Origin of the sequence: Sphingobium sp. BS19, from assembly GCF_027925545.1 — a bacterium.
Classification (GTDB): domain Bacteria; phylum Pseudomonadota; class Alphaproteobacteria; order Sphingomonadales; family Sphingomonadaceae; genus Sphingobium.
Window position 1 is genome coordinate 91467 of the sequence record NZ_BSEF01000011.1, and the last position, 19472, is coordinate 110938.

17 protein-coding genes and 1 pseudogene are annotated in these 19472 nt (G+C 61.1%); 10 read left to right on the forward strand and 8 right to left on the reverse strand.

Features of this window, described 5'->3' with window-relative positions; translation table 11 throughout:
- Positions 1–18 precede the first annotated feature (18 nt).
- Entirely contained in the window at positions 19–1317 is a 1299-nt protein-coding gene (locus QMG56_RS14210) for an SLC13 family permease (protein WP_281822960.1), read from the reverse strand.
- 126 nt (positions 1318–1443) lie between these two features.
- On the opposite strand from QMG56_RS14210, the gene QMG56_RS14215 reads away from it, so the two are divergent.
- Entirely contained in the window at positions 1444–2268 is an 825-nt protein-coding gene (locus tag QMG56_RS14215) for a hypothetical protein (protein WP_281822961.1), read from the forward strand.
- A gap of 8 nt (positions 2269–2276) precedes the next feature.
- On the opposite strand, the gene QMG56_RS14220 is transcribed toward QMG56_RS14215, so the two are convergent.
- From QMG56_RS14220 to QMG56_RS14245, 6 genes are all read right to left on the reverse strand, one after another.
- Positions 2277–2783, reverse strand: a complete 507-nt coding sequence (locus QMG56_RS14220) for a DUF421 domain-containing protein (RefSeq protein ID WP_281822962.1) — start codon at positions 2781–2783, stop codon at positions 2277–2279.
- Between the two features lie 31 nt (positions 2784–2814).
- A complete protein-coding gene (locus tag QMG56_RS14225) occupies positions 2815–3213 on the reverse strand; it encodes an MgtC/SapB family protein (RefSeq protein WP_281822963.1) in 399 nt (132 codons plus the stop codon).
- Between the two features lie 68 nt (positions 3214–3281).
- Positions 3282–4592: a DUF2254 domain-containing protein gene (locus QMG56_RS14230; RefSeq protein ID WP_281822964.1), complete on the reverse strand. Its 1311-nt coding sequence runs from the start codon at positions 4590–4592 to the stop codon at positions 3282–3284.
- Complete coding sequence (locus tag QMG56_RS14235; protein WP_375713706.1) at positions 4589–5992, reverse strand: L,D-transpeptidase family protein; 1404 nt, start codon at positions 5990–5992, stop codon at positions 4589–4591. Before QMG56_RS14235 ends, QMG56_RS14230 begins: the two co-directional genes overlap by 4 nt.
- Before the next feature lie 388 nt (positions 5993–6380).
- Positions 6381–7766, reverse strand: a complete 1386-nt coding sequence (locus QMG56_RS14240) for a mechanosensitive ion channel domain-containing protein (protein WP_281822965.1) — start codon at positions 7764–7766, stop codon at positions 6381–6383.
- A 36-nt stretch (positions 7767–7802) separates the two neighbouring features.
- On the reverse strand, positions 7803–10208 hold the full coding sequence (locus QMG56_RS14245; RefSeq protein WP_281822966.1) for a membrane-bound PQQ-dependent dehydrogenase, glucose/quinate/shikimate family: 2406 nt from the start codon (positions 10206–10208) through the stop codon (positions 7803–7805).
- A 54-nt stretch (positions 10209–10262) separates the two neighbouring features.
- On the opposite strand from QMG56_RS14245, the gene QMG56_RS14250 reads away from it, so the two are divergent.
- Both QMG56_RS14250 and QMG56_RS14255 read left to right on the forward strand, forming a co-directional pair.
- Positions 10263–11018, forward strand: a complete 756-nt coding sequence (locus QMG56_RS14250; RefSeq protein ID WP_281822967.1) for a cytochrome c oxidase assembly protein — start codon at positions 10263–10265, stop codon at positions 11016–11018.
- On the forward strand, positions 11015–11686 hold the full coding sequence (locus QMG56_RS14255; protein ID WP_281822968.1) for a cytochrome b: 672 nt from the start codon (positions 11015–11017) through the stop codon (positions 11684–11686). Before QMG56_RS14250 ends, QMG56_RS14255 begins: the two co-directional genes overlap by 4 nt.
- A 103-nt stretch (positions 11687–11789) precedes the next feature.
- Here the strand turns inward: QMG56_RS14255 and QMG56_RS23495 are convergent.
- A pseudogene (locus QMG56_RS23495) lies at positions 11790–12164 on the reverse strand (c-type cytochrome); the annotation flags it as partial.
- On the opposite strand from QMG56_RS23495, the gene QMG56_RS14265 reads away from it, so the two are divergent.
- The 7 genes from QMG56_RS14265 (at position 12108) to QMG56_RS14295 (ending at position 19461) form a co-directional block, all read left to right on the forward strand.
- Positions 12108–12317 (forward strand): hypothetical protein, encoded by a 210-nt coding sequence (locus QMG56_RS14265; RefSeq protein ID WP_281822970.1) that lies wholly within the window; start codon positions 12108–12110, stop codon positions 12315–12317. The pseudogene QMG56_RS23495 and the gene QMG56_RS14265 overlap by 57 nt on opposite strands.
- Before the next feature lie 105 nt (positions 12318–12422).
- Positions 12423–12710 carry a cytochrome c family protein gene (locus QMG56_RS14270; protein ID WP_281822971.1) on the forward strand — a complete coding sequence of 96 codons (288 nt, stop codon included), beginning with the start codon at positions 12423–12425 and terminating at the stop codon, positions 12708–12710.
- Positions 12697–13644 (forward strand): cytochrome c oxidase subunit II, encoded by a 948-nt coding sequence (gene coxB, locus QMG56_RS14275; protein ID WP_281822972.1) that lies wholly within the window; start codon positions 12697–12699, stop codon positions 13642–13644. Before QMG56_RS14270 ends, coxB begins: the two co-directional genes overlap by 14 nt.
- The gene (locus QMG56_RS14280; protein WP_281822973.1) at positions 13641–16175 is read left to right on the forward strand and encodes a cbb3-type cytochrome c oxidase subunit I; all 2535 of its coding nucleotides are present in this window, start codon (positions 13641–13643) and stop codon (positions 16173–16175) included. Before coxB ends, QMG56_RS14280 begins: the two co-directional genes overlap by 4 nt.
- A gap of 2 nt (positions 16176–16177) precedes the next feature.
- Entirely contained in the window at positions 16178–16462 is a 285-nt protein-coding gene (locus QMG56_RS14285; protein WP_281822974.1) for a hypothetical protein, read from the forward strand.
- A gap of 48 nt (positions 16463–16510) precedes the next feature.
- The gene (locus tag QMG56_RS14290) at positions 16511–17407 is read left to right on the forward strand and encodes an AI-2E family transporter (protein WP_281822975.1); all 897 of its coding nucleotides are present in this window, start codon (positions 16511–16513) and stop codon (positions 17405–17407) included.
- 950 nt (positions 17408–18357) lie between these two features.
- Positions 18358–19461: a sensor histidine kinase gene (locus QMG56_RS14295; protein WP_281822976.1), complete on the forward strand. Its 1104-nt coding sequence runs from the start codon at positions 18358–18360 to the stop codon at positions 19459–19461.
- Positions 19462–19472: the final 11 nt, after the last annotated feature.

The window sequence follows — 19472 nt, forward strand, 5'->3', positions numbered from 1 at the left end:
CAAGCCGACGGCGACCGGCTAGAACGGGAAGAAATAAGGGATGGCGACAACTCCGGCAACCCAGGTGAGCAGGTTCAGGGGCACACCGACACACACGAAATCCATATATTTATACTTGCCCAGCTGGAAGACGAGGACATTGGTCTGGTAGCCGAAGGGGGTCGCGAACGCAGCGCTGGCGGCCATCATGACTGCTACGAGGAAGGGGCGCGGCTCGACGCCCAAGCTCTCCGCCAGCGCCACCGCCACCGGCGTGATCAGGACAGCTACGGCCGCATTTGAGAGAAACTCGGTGGCGAACAACGTCACACCATAAAGAACCGCCAGGGCCGCCAAGGGTCCGAAAGGACGAATAAATTCGATCAGCAACTCCGTGCCTGATTTTGCCAGCCCGGTCACCTCGATCGAGAGGCCGACCACAACCATACCTGCGATCAACAGCAGCACTTCGGGCCGCAGGCCAGCATAGGCTTCTTCTGCGCTGATCACGCGCAACAGGATTAACGTGATGGCGCCGGCGAAAGCGGTTGCGGCGATTGGTGCGAAGCCGGTTGCCGCCCCGGCGATCACCAAGACGAAAACGAGCATCGATATCAGCGCACGTTTCGGCTCAAACGGGCGATCGACTGCGAACAGTTCAACATCGCCCATGGCGCCGTCCCCCGTCTGCTCGTGCGGTTCGCGAACAGTCTCGGAACTGCCGTGGCTTTTGGCCAGTTGCGGCCCGCCCAGGAAGAACAGATAGAGTCCTCCCACCGCAGCGACTACCAGCGCCACGGGCGTAATCTCGAATATGCCGAACACTGGCTGCCCCGCATTTCGCGCCATGTCATTAACGAGCAAGTTGGTGGACGTACCAATCAGCGTACAGGCGCCGCCCAAAATCGTGATGTAGCTGAGCGGTATGAGAAATCGCTTTGGCGACATGCCCAGCGAATTAGCAACGTCCTTGACCACTGGGGCAGCGAGCACCACGATCGGCGTATTGTTGAGAAATGCCGAAGCTGCGCCGCATGCGGCCATCATCAACCAAACACCAAGCGCCCCGAGCCGAGCGCATAGTTTTGTTGCTTGCCGGATGAGCAGACCGAGTAACCCAGACAACTCAATCGCGTAGGCGATTATGAACAGGCTGGCGAGCGCAATGATCGCCGGGCTGGCAAAAGCGCCCTGCACCTCCACCGGTCGGATAACGCCGAGGAGCAGCAACGCCGCCGCAGCGGTAAGGGCCGCGACATCGGATCGCAGCTTGCCATGGATCAACACGCCGACCACGGCGACCAGGACGACCAGCGCCGCGATCTGATTAAACTCCATGCAGACCTGCAGACCCTTGTCGAGCCGCTCCGTCAAGTATCAAAGATGCACCCTCCCAATTTGAAGGGAAGCTGCTATCGTGGGCTCATGTACAGTCGGAAGCCGAACTCCCCAAAGCTTCGCCTGGTGCGCGCAGTCATCGGTGCTGCGCCTCTTGCTCTGGTCCTGGCAAGCTGCGAACAGCAGCAGCCCGAGCCGTCAGCGAATGTGCAATCGGCAGCACCGCCAATGCCTGCGCCGCTACTTCTGCCCGCGCCGGATCCCACACTTTCGCGCGGCGATCTGATCAGCGCCGCCGGGCGTGAAGCATCGCGCTATGCTGAGGGCGACGATCAGGCAAGCAAAGATCCACTGGTCGGGCGGACCTTCTCGGTAAAGCTCGCCTTTGGGTGCTCGGGTCCGGCGCCTGCATCGACCGATGCCAGAGATGCTTCGGGTCTTGCGCATTGGTCATGGGACACTGAACGCAAGACCATAGAGTTGAGCATGGTACCTGGAGATTGGGCCAGGTCGGCGCTGATCGCGGAAGGCGCGGACGCTCCGGATTGGGAAGCCGTGGAAGGGTTTTGGATTCCGCGCCCTTGGCTGGCTTCGGAGTCATGTCCCAATGTCCGCAGCGATCCGTTGCAAACCGCAAAAGCTGACGCGGCGCCCCAGACGGTAGGCTTGGCGGCAATCTTCGAGGCTGGTGGATCGCGCATTGGCCGACGGAATGGCCGCGCTTACACGTTTACGGTCCGCCCTGAAGGCGATGTCCCGCTGAAGCCACCTGCCCAGGGATATCGTCTCGTTTTGGAAGGGCGTATTGCCTCCTATCCCAACAATCGCGCTATCCGGTGCCGAGCGGCAGGGCCTGACCAGCGTCCCGTCTGCGTGGTCGCTGCCAAGTTGGACAGGGTTGCCTTCGAGACTCCCGAGGGCAAGATGTTAAGCGAGTGGCGTCCTGGCTAAGTTTTTGCCTACCGCTTGACCGAGCGTAATGCTGTCAGGGTGTCTTCCCGCCCTCCCGCTATCACGCTCAAGCTACCGTCAGTCTCCAGCACTACAGCGGCGATCGCCTCTAGCTTTCCATGTCCAGCATTCCGTACAGCGGAGTCGATCTCTGCGGCCGTTACACGTTCCTTCGCCATGGCATCGCGTCGATACTCCCCGTTCTCGAAAAGAAGCCGGGGATCGGAACGGACGAGCTTACGAAACCGGTCGCTGCGTATGGAAAGTTGGGAGACGAGCCATTGCAATGCTGCGAGCACGATAAAAGCAAGAATACCCTCCGCCAGCGCCACATCCTTGCTAAGCAGGACCGTGGCGAGGGTAGAGCCTAGCGCAACTGTCACCACCAGATCGAATGCATTCAGCTTGGCAAGCGATCGTTTTCCTGCGGTTCGCAGGATCAGGACCATCGCCCCGTAGGCTAGAAGAGAGACGGTTATGACCCGCAGCAAACCGTCGAGACTGTCGAAGAACATGGTCAGCCAACCCTTTCAATCGCGCCCGGCCCTAGTCAGCATCATATTTGCCTGTAAAAGGCGCGCTGATGATCAGAACGATCAACACCCCGCCAGCCAGCAGGCCAGCAAGCCATAACAGCCCAACTCCGCAGATAAGGCCGATTGCCCCCGCTGCCCAGATTGACGCAGCCGAGCCTGCACCCTTGACGTAACTGTCTTCGCGAAACATCGCCCCAGCGCCCAGAAAGCCGATGCCGGTGATGACGCCCGAAAAGACTCGACTGAGTCCAAGGTCCACATCGGGCCCCGAGGCACGCGCGCCCAGTTCCATGATGGTCAGCGAGAGGGCGCACGCAGCAAGCGCCACGATCATAAATGGCCGGAAATCGATCGGCTTGCGACGTAAGAAGCGGTCTATGCCAATAAGCAACGGCAGCAGCATTGCCATGCTTATGCGCAGCAAAGCCTCAGCCCACGAAATATGGATCGGAGAAAAGGTGCCTGCCTCCACTGCGATCACACCTTCCGGCTTGGTGCGGGGTCACTCTGATCCGGCACCAAGGCGCTGGTCCAGTGCTCGCGATAGACCGCCCGCACGGATTGCAGGTCCGAGATGCACGTCATTGCCGATTCGCTGCGGGCCAACGCATCTGCTGCGCGAACCGCAAGCAAGCCCCGGGCGAGCGGCGCTACCGCAGCGATCTCTGCCAACGACCTTTGAAGCTTGATGGCAACTTCGACTGTCCCAGCGCCGTCGCGTGCAATCGGGCGGAATAGATCGTCGAGAAGGTCTCCGATGCTCAGTTTAGGAAGGCTAATGCGTTCAGAGCCCGCCCCCCCCGGTCTTCCCTCATCCAGCATGGACGTCACCACCCGAACGCCCGATCCCAACACCGCGATTGCCGTTCCGGGATCGTTGACCGCAGGCGACAATGCGCGGCTGGCAATCTCTGAAAGCACGATAAGGCCAAGGCGCGGATCATGGTCGAACTGTCGATGATGGTCGAAGGTGAAGGCTTCACGTATCTTTGCATCACTCTCCATGTCGCCGCGATCGAGCCAAGCAATTTGCCGAGTTGTTGTCACAAAGGCCCCCGGCATGGCCTGAACGTCGATCGCGCAGTCGAGACCGGCAGCAACCTCCTCGAGTGCGCGTATGTCTATATGCGTAATGTAGCCGATCTTGGTCGCGAACACGGGGCGCCTGCCCACCGTCGCAATGGGCTTTTGGGGTGCGACACTAACCGAATAGCCGGAGCGATCAATCGCGCCCGTTGTCGCCTTTTCGACGCGGTCAATCGTACTGCCGACCCGTCCAAAGCTGGACAGATGCCCGATCCAGCGAAGCAGCGTGATCACGATGATCGCGATCACCAGTATCGTGCCGATGAACAGGATGACCCGCCCCGACTTGCCGTATATTCCGGTCGAAAGTGCGCAGATGCCGACAATCGAGAACAGGAACGCGCCGATGAAGGTCGATAGCGCATTTTGTGCGGTGGAATCTTCGACCAGCAACTGGGTCGCGCGGGGGGTGATCGTGCTGTTGGCGCCCGAGAAGGCCGAGACCATCGCGGTAAGAGAAAAGGTGGTCACTGCCAGCATCGACGAAGCAAGCACGCCCAAGATATTATCGACGGCGTCCGAGCCGATCTTAGTGCTGATGTCGTACGGAACATAGGGCGCTACGAACGCTGCAAGCAGCGCCAACGCGACAGAGGACAGCGAAAACAAAGCGGCACGAAACCAAATTTTGCGGAAGAGCAGTCGTACCACCCAGCGCCAGCGGGAGGTCATCCCCTTCACAGGATCTGCCAGCTGGCTCATGGACTGATATCGGCTTTTTCGAAGCGACGCGGGGCGACCGCACGGTCCCCGAAGCCGAGTTCCTTTGCGATCGCTTCGTTCCATCCATAAGGGTCGGTACGGAATGCCAACTTGCCGCCTGCCTCGATAAACACATTCCAATATATCAGCCGAACCGGAATATATGTTTTGAGAGGCACAAACTGCTCCTCGCCGGCTGACTGCGCGTTCTGCCATTCCAACGATAACCCTTGGTCATCCGCCAGTAGTTGCGCAAAGCCCAAGGCGTCCTCGACACGAACGCAACCGTGGCTGCGATAACGTTGACTGCGATCAAACAACTCCGGCGACGATGTGTCGTGCAAATAGATCGCATGCGCATTCATCATGTCGAATTTGACCAGACCCAGCGCATTGTCCGGCCCGGACCGCTGGACGATCCAGCCGTTCCTTAGTTCCATATTGTTGCGCTCTAAATAGTTCACGCCAACATTAGCCAGTTCGCCATTCTGGATAGATTTAGGCACTGTCCATGTGGGATTGGCGACCAGCCGATAGATCGGCGATTGCAGCGGCGGCGTCTCCGTTCCCGGGCTCCCCACGATTACCTTGCGCGTATCGATAAGCTGTCCGTTGCGATAATAATAAAGCGCCGCCGCCGCAGTATTGACATCGATCCGTGTTGCGGGGGGCGACCGGTCGAGCCAGCGCCGCCGTTCCAGCGCCACCGCAATCGCGCGAGCGTGGTCCGCAACGCTCATATTGAGGATGCCAAGAGTATCCGGCCCGATCACGCCGTCTTCCGTAATGCCGTAATCCCGTTGCATCGCCTTGATCGCATCAGCAATCGGGGGACTGTATATCACGGAGTTGCGATGGCCTGCAGCGATCAAATAGCCGCCTGCAACCAAGCGATCGACAATCGCAGGTATCCGCGTGTCGCTATCCCCAACGTTGATGACACCGTCTGGGATTTTTGCAAGCACCTCACCCCCAGCGATGGCTTGCAAATTGCGATAGGATGCAGAAAGCTTGGCATACTCCGCATCTTGCGGGGGCAGTTCGGCCAACCACTTCCCTAACGTACCGGTGGCAAGCGCGGTCTCAAGCGCCGAAGCAAGATTTGGCTCTGCGCGTCCGAGCGTAAAAGGATCATGAACCACGGTCGGATTAACTAGTCCACTTGCCAGCGCCTGTGCATAACGAAGAGCCATTGCACTGAATGCCTCGTCCGATGCCGCCTCATCCATCTCGAATGATCGAACAAGGTCCAGCCCATGGCCTACTCGATCCGCAAGGGCCGTGCTCAGCGCAGCCTTGGATGCCTCAGTCCATAAGTATGAATATTGGGATGACCCGCCAGGCGCTGAAGTTTTTTGGACCAGCGGGGCTGCAGCAACGGCAATGGCGGCGGGCAACATCGCACAGATTGCCAATGCGCCGCCAAGCGCAGATGCCCAGCGGAGGCCAACCAGGCGCGTCAAGACGCGCCGTCGGATCGCATGGCGTTCGTCAGCGACGATCGCATCCCGCCAACACATTTTGCATCAACGCTTTTTTCGCTAGTTTCTCGAACGTCCATTGCATCTATAAAGCGAGCGCCAGCGGAGCGAATCAGGGTCGGTTTCACTAACAATCCTTATGTGTAGCCGGATACTGTGTGGGTCGGATGGCCGATCGCGTTAGAGGGCGCGCTGAGCTCTCACACTTGGTCTTCTATCGACCGCTACAATATAGTCTCTAGCCAACGGGCCTCCCGCGGCATTGTTCCAAGAACGCAAGCCTTGCGACCCGGAGTCCGGCAGCTATTCATTCGATGGGGCGGCGTTTATCAAGCAGATCTCCACCGCCTGAGGTTTGTGCGCGTTCATCCTCGACCAGTTTCGCGACATGAATATCCGGGCTAGAATCCTCTTCGGCCAAGTCGATCAAGCGCGGCACGCGAGGGCTTTTCTGAGTCTTCTCGGCCTCCGTTTCCGGGGCGTGCGTTGGCCAGGAAGGCGTCCCGTCGAAGCGAAGCCGATAGATAGGCTCGGGCAGCGCGAAGCCGGCACCTTCCAACGCGCGCTTGGCCGTATCAAGCGCGAGGCTGCGTCCCTTGAGGAAATCAGTGCGGGATTGATCGAGCCAGCCGAAAAAGCACAGCACGATATTCGAGTCTCCAACGTCGCGGATGATCGCGGTCGCGGGCGGTGCGGACAGCACGAAAGGCAGTTTGCGCATCGCATCCAAGCCGACGTTCATTCCGTCTACCGGGTCGTCCGCACCATCGATTCCCAGGCAGAAGTCGAAACGCCGCTCAGGGTTGCGGGTGTAGTTCAGGATAACTGCCTTGAAGACGGTTGAGTTGGGAATGCGCAGGTGATTGCCGTCTAGCGTCATCAGGATAGTCGCGCGGCTGGTCAGCCGAACCACCCGCCCCTCGTTTCCCTCGATCACGACATGATCGTTGGCGCGGAACGGCTGGCGAAGGCTCAGCATCAGGCTTGAGACGTAATTGTCAACGGTATCGCGGATGGCGAAACCGATCGCGATGCCGATGACCCCGGCACCGCCCAGTACCGCGCCCAGCAGCGCGGTTGCGCCAAGCACTTGCAGCCCGGCTACGATTCCCAGCGTTACGAAGATGAAGCGGGCCAGCGTGGCAAGTAATTCGGCAAGGAAGGGATTGGGCGCGACCCTTCGCCACAGCCACTGGAACGACGCCAGCAAATAGCCAAATGCGCCGATGATCAGAGCGATGGCCAGCGCCGCCCCGATGAGCGGCAGGCCCCGCATCAGCCCCCGAAGGTCGTCGCCAAACTTGCCCAGTGCCGGTGTCAGGTTGCTGTCGATATTCAGGTCGCGCTCGACGTCATTTTGTACCGTCACTACCCCCGCGACCCGCTCGGCAATAGCCGCTGCGCTTGCAATATCGTCGGCGGTGGGAACGGCACCGTTCAGCGTTACCACGCCCGCCGAGACGCGAACCTCGACGTCTCTCAGCCCCTCGATCTCAAGGAAGATGCTGCGGATGCGACTGCGGATATTCTCATCGGACCGAAGATCCGTTTCCGCCGCAATAGCCGCCGAGGGCGCCTTGGCCGGGACCGGGGCGGGCGCCACCTCCTGCGCGGCCGCTGGCACCGCGAAGGGCATCGCCGCGGCGATCAGCAACGCGGCGGCGTGGCGGCATATCGCTCTGACGCCCCTCAAAGCGCGGATTCCGCTCAGTGGAGCGCTGACCTCCATCTAGTCGGGAAGCGCGTAGGCAATCACCGCATCCCCGATCGGCGTCTCCATGAAGTGGTGGCCGCCGGCCATGATAACGAGATACTGCTTGCCGTTCACTTCATAGGTCATCGGCGTAGCCTGGCCACCCGCCGGGAGGACATCCTGCCAGATTGTTTTGCCGGTGCGCAGATCGATCGCGCGAATGAGGTCGTCGGTGGCTGCGGCAATGAATAGCAGGCCGCCTGCAGTGACGACCGAGCCGCCATTGTTCGGCGTGCCGATCGTCACCGGGAGCATTGACGGAATGCCCCTGGGCCCGTTTTGGCGGGCTGTGCCGAACGGGCGATCCCAAATGGTGCGGCCCGTCCGCATGTCGATCGCGCGAATGCCTCCATAAGGAGGCTGTTTGCAAAGCAGCCCCGTGAGCGGCAGACGCCAGCCCGGGTTGACCGAGATCGCATAGGGCGCGCCGGCCTGCGGATCGAGCGAGCCATGGCCGCCACCCATACTGCCACCGCGCGGATCACCGCGGGGGAACGCCTTTTTGTCGTTCGCCTGCTCGCGGGGGATCAGGCGGTTATAATTGGGCATGTCGTTATAGTTGGCGACGATCACGCCGCGAACAGGGTCGACGGCGATGCCGCCCCAGTCGGTGCCACCATTATATCCGGGGTATTGGATGAAGCGGCGTTCCGTCGTCGGCGGGGTGTACATCCCGCGATACTCCGCATTGCGGAACTGGATGCGGCAAATCATCTGGTCGATCGGCGACATGCCCCACATGTCCCGCTCGGTAAGCGTCTCTTTGGCAAGCGTGTGATAGCTCGAAAAAGGCTGAGTCGGGCTGCGCTGCTCGGGCTCAACCCCGGTGCGCGGTGCCGGACTGTCCTGGACTGGGAAGAGCGGCTGCCCGGTGCGCCGATCGAGGATGTACATGTCACCCTGCTTGGTGGGCAGGATCAGCGCCGGAACCGTACCACCACCTGAGGGAAAATCCACCAGCGTCGCCTGTGCGCCCAGATCATAGTCCCACACGTCGTTGCGTACGGTCTGGAATTTCCACCGCGGACGACCTGTGTTGACGTCTATCGCGACGAGAGACGTACTGAAGGCTTTCTGCTCCGGGCCGCGACTGCTGCTCCAGTAATCAACCGAGGAATTGCCCATCGGCATATATACCAGGCCCAGCGCCTCGTCACCGCTGGCGATCGTCCACATATTGGGAGTACCGCGGGCATATTCCTGCCCAGCGGGAGGGTCGCCGGTCCATGCGGGGTGAACCATGTCCCACGCCCAGCGCTTGGCACCGGTGATAGCGTCGAAGCCTTGGAGGACGCCAGAAGGCGCACTGAGCTTTTGGCCATCGAGTACCTGATGCCCGGTGACGATTACGCCCTGCACGATCGTCGGCGGCGAGGTCATCGAGACCATGCCCGGATAAACCTCGCCCATGCCGCGCTTGATATCGACTTGGCCTCTGACACCGAAACCCGAGCAGGGCCGACCGGTCCGGGCATCGACTGCGACAAGGCGTCCGTCGAGCGTGCCTTCGATGATCCGCGCCGCGCATTCGCTATTGGCGGCGGCACCGGGCGTGGCGTAATAGGCAACGCCCCGGCAGGCAGCGGTATAGGGGATCCATTTGTCCGAAACCTGCGGATCAAAGCGCCAGCGCTGCTTGCCGGTCGCCGGGTCAAGCGCGATTATGATATTCATCGCCGAACAAAGGTACAAGGTGTCGCCAACCTTGAGCGGGGTAGTTTCGGCGCCGTATTTGCTGTCTTTGGAATTACCCTTCGGCATGTCCCCGGTGTTGTAGAGCCATGCACGTTTTAACCCGGACACATTAGCCGACGTGATCTGGTTAAGCGATGAATAGCGCTGTGCCGCGTAGCTTCCGCCATAAGCGGGCCAGTCCGTGCCCGGGGTCAACAGCGAGGGGTCCGCAACCGTCGAGGCGTTGACTCTGGGCAGCGCGCCGATGTTCGGCTCGTTGATCCGCGAAATCGCAAAGCCGCTGATCACGAGCAACAGGATAACGCCGGCAGCTGCGCTCAGCGCGGTGCGCCAACGCCATCCACGGAGAATCGGCAGGACAAGCAGCACGAGCACGAGCAGTACGCTGGGTCCAACCACGCGCGGGATGAGCGCCCATCCGTTGAGCCCGGCTTCCCAGAGCGCCCAGATGACCGTCAGCACCCAGATCGTGACATAGATCCAGGCACCGAGCGACCTGCCGCGCGCGAGCAATGCGCCTGAGCCGACAAGGCCAACGCCGGCAAGAAAATAATAGAGCGATCCGCCAATCGCCGCGAGCCACACGCCGCCGACGACAAGTACGGCGCCGATCAATGCTAACAGTCCGCCCACAATAAGAAGCGGTATCGAATATCCACGGGCTCGAGTGATGGTCTCATCATGCATGCGCCGCATCCCTTTCCTCCAAAGGGAACCGACTCGATCCCGAACGGTTCCGAAATGATTAAGTATTTTGGCAGGGCAATAGAGATGGGCGATGCGATCTGGTTACCCTATTGCGGCGCAGCGCCTTTCCCGGCGGAATTGTGGGCGCGCTGGAACCTGGATCCTGTGCTGTTACTCGCGCTGGCGATCAGCGCAGGCGCGTTCGTGCGCTGGAGCGGTGCAGATGCAGCCCGCTGCCGATGGTTCGCCGCCGCGATGGCGCTGTTCGCTCTGCTCTTTGTTTCGCCTTTTTGCGCATTCTCTTCTGCGCTATTCGCCGTACGCGTTACGCATCACGTCCTGCTCACTGCGCTGGTGGCACCGCTGCTCGTCGCAGCCTTGCCGACCAGGGTGCACGGCGGCGTCGCTCTCTGGGCAGCGCTCCACGCGGTGGTGTTCTGGGGCTGGCACGCGCCGCCGGTCTATAGCTGGGCGCTGTCGAGCGACGCCGCTTATTGGCTCATGCAGATCAGCTTGCTCGGGAGCGCATTCGCGCTGTGGAATGCGATCCGCGCCGAGCCGCTTCCAGGTGCGATCGCCGCATTGCTCGGAACGATGGTACAGATGGGATTGCTCGGGGCGCTGATCACCTTCGCGCCAACCCCGCTCTATGTGCCCCACTTCCTGAGCACCGTTGCCTGGGGATTGACCCCGCTCGACGATCAGCAACTGGCTGGGCTAATCATGTGGGCGCCCGGCGCGGCAGTGTATCTTGCCGCAGCGCTGCTGCTGCTGTCCCGCTGGTTCGCGCGCGAGCAGGCCGCGGCATGATCCGCGCACTTCGCGAGTGGGCGCGCCGCCACACCGAGCGCAGCCGCTATTCGCCGGTAGGCGTTGCCTTCCACTGGATCATGGCGTTCCTCGTTCTGTTCCAGCTCGGTTGGGGCTATTATACGAGCTGGATTCCCGCCGGTGGCGACAAGCTTTACGCCTATCAAGTGCACAGCGCCGTTGGCCTGCCGATCCTACTGCTGGCGCTCGCTCGCTTCGCCTGGCGGCTGCTGATCCCTGGGCCCATGAACGACGCGGATACGCAGGGCTGGCAGAGCCAGTTCGCCTATGCGATCCATTACGTGTTCTACATCGCTTTCTTCGGACTGCCGCTCACCGGCTGGGCGATGTGGTCGGCGACCGCTGAGCCGGGGCCGCTCTATCTCGCAGGGGTGGTTCCCTGGCCCCAGCTCCCGTTCGACCAGTTATCGCTGGAGCAAAGCTGGCGGATCATGCAGGCCGCCGAAACCATTCACTTTTGGTTGGTGATCACGCTGCTGATCGTCATTCCACTCCACGTGGGAGCTGCGTTGAAACATCATTTCTGGGACCGTCACGATGTTCTTCGCGGGATGCTTCCTGAGATCCCGGACGCCGAGGATCCCCGGGCAGCGCCGCAGCATAGGCCGCGAGAGCCGCGGATTCCAAACGAGAAAGCTGCTGGCTGATGCGTAACATCACGTTCTGCGGATCGTTGCGCCGCGCGCTGTGCCGCCAACGCTCGAACTGCTCGGCGATATAGGCCGCCGACTGGCCCGCCAGCGGCGGGTTGGCCGGGCCTAGCCCCTCGCCCCGAACGCCGTGACACGACGCGCAGGCCGCGAGCCCGCGCTTCGGATCGCCCCGCTGGTAGAGGCGCGCCGCTGGACTATTTCCCGGCATCCCCTGCGCTTTGGCCGCGAAGGGAAGCGATGCGTAATGCGCGGAAACAGCCTGGCGCTGCGTAGGCTGAAGATGCTTGGCGATCCGCTGCATCTCGGGATGCTCGCGACGTCCATCGGCATAGGCCTGAAGCTGCGCCTCCTGATAACCGCGATCGAGCCCCGCGAGCCGCGGCGTACCTGAGCCGTTGCCGCGGCCGTCTATCCCATGGCAGGCGATGCAGGCGCTGGCCGCACCGGCATCGCCGCCGCTCAGCGCAACCAATTCGCCGGTGGCGGCAAGGCGATCTGCCGCCGTGCGGTTGATCGGGCCGCAACCAGCCAGGGGAATCGCTGCCAGCGAAGCGACAAGGAGGCGGTCGAGCAAATCCATCATGCTTTGGAACCTCCGCCGCTCGCGGTGGTTCCGCAAGTGTAACGCTAAGTTGCGCGAAAAGGGGGAAACGTGCCGACAGCCCGCTCTCTGCTTCCCCTATTGTTGTTGATCGCGTCGTGCAAGGCGCCGCCCGATGAGGAGCACCATATGCCACAGGCAAGCGCGGTGCGCGGCAAGGAGGTGATTCAGCGAGCCGGATGCGCCGCATGCCATCGCATTCCCGGAGTGCGCTGGCCAAGGGGCGCAGTAGGCCCCTCGCTCGAAGGATTCGCTGAACAGGGGCTTATCGCCGGGCGCCTGCCCAACCGGCCTGACCTGCTGGCCGCCTTCGTCCGCAACGCGCCCGCCGCCCTGCCCGGCACCACCATGCCGACGATGCCGCTTAATGAGCAGGAGGCGCGTGATGTCGCGGCCTATCTCTATGGCACGCGCTGAAGCCCAGGTCGGCTGGCCGGCCTCGGTGTTTGATCCCGCAGGCCCCTATGCCGGATCGGTGACGATCCTGAGCTGGATACTGATCGCGATGAGCACGGCAGTGCTCGCAGTGGTGGTCCTTGCCTTCTGGACGGCGCTGTTCGGCAACGAGCGGCTGAAGAAGCGCCTGGGCGGCACGCGGGCCATCTGGATCGGCGGTGTGGCGTTTCCGGTTGTGGTGCTCACCGCGCTGCTGATCTACGGCCTCACCCTGACGCGAAACCTCACCGCTCCGGTGTCGGCAGAGGCCATGCGCGTGCGCGTGACCGGCGAGATGTGGTGGTGGCGCGTCGCCTATCTCGATACCGCTGGACAACCCTATCTGCTCGACGCCAATGAACTGCACATTCCCGTGGGCCGGCCGGTGGTCCTCGAACTTGAATCGAACGACGTCATCCACAGCTTTTGGGTGCCGCAGCTTTCGGGCAAGCTCGACATGGTGCCGGGGCGCCGCAACATCATGCCGATCCAAGCCGACCGCCCGGGGGTGTTTGGCGGGCAGTGCGCCGAATTCTGCGGCGGTGCGCACGCGCTGATGGGTTTTGTCGTGGTGGCGCACGAGCCCGCCGCGTTCGACCGGCTGATGGCGCAGCGCCGGGCACCGCGGCCTCAGTCGGGATCGGGGAACGGCGCCGAACTTTTTACCGCGAAGGGCTGCGCGGCCTGTCATCGCATCGCCGGCACCCCCGCCAATGGCGCGGCCGGGCCCGACCTCAGCCATGTCGCCACGCGGCGCACGCTGGGCGCGGGCATTCTGCCCAACAACCGCGGCACGCTGATGGGCTGGATCGGAGACAGCCAGTCGATCAAGCCGGGCAACCGCATGCCCTCCTATCAAATGCTCTCGGCCCAAGAGCTGCAGCAGCTCGCTGATTATCTGGGCCAGCAGCGGTGAAGTCCGAAACCGGGTTCGACCCCGCGCTCTACGATCGCTTTCCTACGGAGGGCGAGCGGCCAGGTGGCGAACTCGAAGAGCTTGAGCGGATATGGCGCGCGCCAAAGGGCTGGGGCCTGCTTACTGCGGTGAACAACAATTATGTCGGCACATTCTATGTCGGCACAGCCTTTCTGTTTTTCCTGCTCGCCGGCATCCTCTCGCTGGTGATGCGGGTGCAGCTTGCGCTGCCGCTGCAGGGCATATTGCCGCAGGAAACCTACAACCAGTTCTTCACCATGCACGGCTCAGTGATGATGTTCCTGTTCGCCGTCCCGATGATGGAGGCGCTGGGCGTATTGATACTGCCCCAGATGCTCGCGGCGCGCGATCTGCCATTTCCACGTCTCTCTGCTTATGCCTTCTGGGCCTATTTCGTCGGCGGACTATGTTTCTTCGCCTCGCTGTTCTTTGGATATGCCCCCAACAGCGGCTGGTTCATGTATCCGCCGCTGACCAGCATGGCCTATTCCCCCGGCATCAACGCCGATTTCTGGCTGCTCGGGATCGGCTTTATCGAAATATCGGCGATCGCGGGGGCGATCGAGATCATCGTCGGCGTGCTGCGAACGCGCGCGCCAGGCATGACGCTGGCGAAAATGCCGATCTATGCCTGGGCGATGCTGGTGTTCGCGGTGATGATCATCATCGGCTTTCCTGCGGTGATCCTCGCCACGCTGCTGCTCGAGCTCGAGCGCGCGTTCAATTGGCCGTTCTTTGACCCCACCCGCGGCGGCGACGCCTTGCTATGGCAGCATTTGTTTTGGTTCTTCGGCCACCCGGAAGTCTACATCATCTTCCTGCCAGCGTCAGGGCTGGTCTCGATGATGATCGCGGCGATGGCGCGGACCCGGCTGGTCGGCCACGAGCTGATCGTGCTCGCCTTCCTCGCGACCGGCTTCATCAGCTTTGGCGTCTGGTCACATCACATGTTCACTACGGGCATGCCCGCGCTGTCGATCGGCTTCTTCTCCGCGGCGAGCATGGCGGTGAGCGTCCCGGCGGGGATTCAGGTGTTTTCGTGGATCGCGACTTTCGCGGTCGGCAAGCCCCGCTTTAACGCGCCGACCTTGTTCCTGCTCGGCGGGATGGTCACGTTCGTGATCGGCGGGCTGACCGGAGTGATGGTCGCGATGGTCCCGTTCGACTGGCAGGCGCACGACAGCTATTTCATCGTTGCCCACCTCCATTATGTCCTGATCGGCGGGATGGTATTCCCGCTGTTCGCCGCCTTCTATTATTGGACGCCGATGATGAGCCGCCGCGTGCTTTCCGAGCGCATCGGCAAATGGGCATTCTGGCTGATGTTCGTCGGTATGCAGGTGACCTTCTGGCCGATGCACCTGACTGGGCTGATGGGGATGCCCAGGCGCGTTTATACCTATCTGCCTGGCCGCGACTGGGAAGTGCTCAACATGATTTCGACAATCGGCGCCTTCCTGATCGGCGCGGGCGTGCTGTTGTTCGTCATCGACCTCGCGCGCAATTTCCGCTTTGCGGCGGAGGGGACCGCCGGCAACGTCTATGAGGGCGGCTCGCTCGAATGGTTGCCAACCGGGCTCTATTCGGCGCGCAGCATCCCGGTGATCACGAGCCGGGAGCCGTTATGGGACCAGCCGGGGCTTGCTGACGACGTCGAGGCGGGGCGCTATTTCCTGCCCAATGCGCCCACCGGAATGCGCGAGAGCCTCGTCACCAGCCCGATCCGCGCCGAACCTCAATATCTTCAGATCATGCCCGGGCCTTCGGTATGGCCGTTCCTGGCCGCGGTGTTCACCGCCGGCTTCTTCATGCTGCTCACGGTCCAGGCCTATATCGCTTCCTTCGCCTGCGGAGTGCTGATGGTCGTCTGCATGCTGCGCTGGCTGTGGGATACCGACCGCCAAGTCCGCGAAGACAAGGTCGATGTGGGCGCGGGGATCATTCTGCCGACCTATGTCACCGGGCCGGGCAGCCACGGCTGGTGGGCGATGGTGGTACTGCTCGTTGTCGTCTTGATGATTTTCCTGATGGCGGTCTTCGGGTTCCTCTACCTCTACGGTGTGCATCCGCAGTTCTGGACTGCGCCGCCCGGCCTAGCGTGGCTGGCGGCGATCCTGCCCGCCTATGCCGGGGCCGCCGGACTGGCGATGCTGTCGCGCGGCATGCTGGCACGCAAGGCTACCCGGCTGTGGACGCCGGCTGTGCTGTACGTGCTCGGCGTTGCGGCGCTAGTGGCAGGCATTGGGATCGACCTGTGGAGCTGGCTCGAGTCCGCAGTTCGGCCCGACATGAGCGGGCAGGGGGCAACAGTCTTCGCGCTGCTCGCGCTGGTGGCAATACTCGCGGCAGTGGCGGTGTTGATGGCCGGCTATGTCTCGGCGCGCAACGCTCGCGGACTGATCGTGCGGCCGAGCAACAACAGCCTTGACCTGTGCGTGCTGTTCGTCGGCTATGCTGCCGCGCAAGGGGTGGTAACGGCGGTGCTCACCCGCCTGGTTCCGTGGGGCTGAAGATGGAGCGCTGGACCTTCCTGCTCGGCGGGATGATCGTCTGGACGGTGCATTTCTTCGCGCTCTACGCGGTCGCCAGTATCTTCCTGACCACGCCGCTCGCGCGTTGGCTCACGCTTGTCGTCTCGGTCTGCTGCCTTGGCGCGGACGCTTGGCTGTTCCGCCGCGCGCTGACGGCACCGCACAACGACGGCGTGGATAGGTGGAGCAGGACGACCGCGTTGCTCCTGATTGGTGGTTCGACGATTGCCGTTCTCTGGCAGGCGCTTCCAGCGGTGTTAATCTAGAGCGGTGTCGGCTCGCTGCTTATCAATCGTTCTCCAGTGAGAAAACCCATGAGTGACCCTTTGGAAGCTGAGCAATATCGCAATCGCCTGTTGACGCTGATTGGGGTGCTGGTGGGCATTGCTGCTCTACGCGAAAGCTATTCGGTCACCATGCCGATCCTGTTCGCCGGTGTCATCGTCGCGGCGCTTTGGCCACTCAAGCTGTACCTTCAGCAATGGTTGCCGACATGGCTGAGTTCCTTTCTGGCGATATTGACAATGATTACGGTGATGGGCGGTTTCGCAGTGGCGGTCTATCTATCGCTGGGGCAGATCGTTGGCGTCGTCGCGGATCACTGGCCGATGATCGAAAGAACCTATGCATCGGCTTTGCGCTTGGCCGGAAGGTTGGGTTTTCCGCTCAGCGTGGGTATTGATCGCAACCGCATATTGGCCGCTGTTGGGATGCTCGGATCGAGCATCTACGCCTTCACGACCTATGTAGGCTTCATAGGCATCTTGGTAATGCTGGGTTTGCCCGAAGTGCCCCGCTTCTACGAAAAACTCCGCACCGATTTGAGTTGGGATGAACAGAGGGAGTTGCGCGCGACATTGGTCGCCATTTCCGAACAGATCCGCAGCTATTTTGGCGTCACGCTCGCTACGAGCATGTTGACCGGGGTTGCTTCCACACTCTGGGCCTTGGCGATGGGGCTCGACCTCGCGCTCGTCTGGGGCCTGCTCAACTTCATTCTGAATTTCATTCCGGTGATCGGTAACATCATCGGCATCGTGCCGCCGGTGCTCTATGCAGTCATGCAGTTTGGAAATGTTGGCGTCCCTCTAGTCATATTGATCGGATACATCATCCTGCAGGTGGGGATCAGCAACTTCGTCTATCCCATCTTGCAAGGGCGCCAATTGTCGCTTTCGCCGTTTGCCATCATCATCGCAATGACGTTCTGAAGTTGGACGTGGGGAATCGCCGGGGCTCTGATCGCTGTTCCGCTCACGGCGGGACTCGTGGCTGTCTGCGGCCATTTCAGGCGCACTCACTGGGTCGCCCGGCTATTGTCGGCCTAAGCCCCGCTCCTGCTCATTCGGTAGACGCGCTTTACCCAACCCGCGGCGACATTGCGCGAACCGGACGACACTGAAAATCACTTAAAAGGAGAAGGCCAGCCTCGTTGGCGGACACGGGTAAGGCGCCGTCTTCGATATGCGCTGCCCGCGCAACGGTGATTGGCCATAGTCCATTGCCATTGTCATTGCCCTTTCGCTGGCCTCGGGCACGAAACGTGAGGACATCCGCTCCCATTGGTCGGCGGGCGGTAGCTATCACCTTGCGCTGACAACCATCTGCCTCCTGCGATAATGCGATAGCCACTGCGCCTTTGGACGGCGTGTACTTGGTCGCTTCTAGCCCGTTAAACGGGCAAGCAGTGCACGCCAGCGTGCGGCGGGGCAGCGGCAGCCATCCCATACCCTTTTGGAAAAGTTAGCGACCGGCTCAAATGGGCCGACGCGTTTTCGCGCGGTGGCACTGGCGCGGCTGACAGCTTTTCGGAGTTGCTGGCGCGACCTTATGAGGGCAACCCTTTGGACACCACAGATGAAGTTGCGTCACTTCGAAAAATTATCTGTCCCCCCCGGGTCTCATCACCAATAAATGGAACCGGGTCGTGCGGAACCATTGATACCGCTTGCCGTTAGTTTTTTAGCCGAAACAAAAAAGTATCAGCTGCGCTTCATACCTAAAATTTATCGGGCACCAGCTCGCCAAAGCGCGAATCTGTGACAGCGGTCACAAACGGCGTGGTCGTCACGTGAAGGGACAGCACCAGTACGTCAGGCAAATTCTCAAGGAGAAAGCCGATGAAAAAGCGAATTTCGAATAGCGCGATGCGAATATCGAAATGGATGTGAGCGCCAAAAAGCCTACCAACGATATTACTGGCAATGGTGCCAATGGCAGAGACGTTGGCACACTAAGTCCTGTCAGGATGTGGTGGCAAGTTAAAGCCGGCGAGGAAGTACCTTCTGTTGCCTTTGATGAGGCGTTGCGCGCGTGGCCGTTATGGGGAAGGCTAAGTGCCGCGTCGGCCGCAGGTATCGCATCCCTTGGAATTAGTTACCTTGCAGGGCTTCCCGCCTACGGCTTTGCTGTGCTCCTGCTCTATCCAACGGTGCTCGGATCAGCCTTTTATTGGGGTCGAGTGGCCGGCTTTGCCTGCACTTTGGTCTGCGCTGTTTGTCTGGCATTAGTTATGCAGCTTGACGACAGTCTCCCAACAGCGATCTCGCTCCCAAGCGTCGGCGCCCTGATCCTTTTTATCCTGGCCGGATTCTCAGCGTCGGTATTGATCTCTAAATTGAGACGTGCATTGCGGGAGCTTAAGGACGCTCACACAGCGGCCGTTTCGATGGAGCATGAAAAAGACCTGCTGCTTCGCGAACTGCGCCATCGGATCAAGAACGATCTTGCAAATGTCAGCGCCATACTTGAGATCGAGGCGCGTAATCTTGATGATGGTGCGGCGGCAGCTCTACGTCGGGCGGTGGACCGCATCCATGTGATCGCGCGGCTGCATGAGCGCATGGAGCGTGATCGCCACTCGCCTGTCGTGGAGGCCGGGGCGTTCCTTCACGAGTTATGCTCGGACTACAGATCGACGTTCCTAGCAGGACGCGAAGTCAAGCTCGAAATTGACTGCGCGGCCTTCCCACTTAGCGCTGAGCGAGCGGTCTCACTGGGCCTGATCGCTAACGAACTTATCACGAACGCTCTCAAACATGCTTTCCCAGCGGGTCGACCAGGCGCAATTAACATTGCGCTCTCGCGCAACGCTATAAATGGCGAATTAATCGTGCGTGACGATGGGGTTGGGGCGCCGAAACGGCCTACTTCGGGTTCGGGCCACCGTCTCATTCAAGCACTTGTCCGCCAGCTAGGTGCAAATCTCGAGCGCGAGACTGTATCCAATGGCACGAGTTGGCGACTGACATTTTCTATTAGCTGAGCAGATCTAAG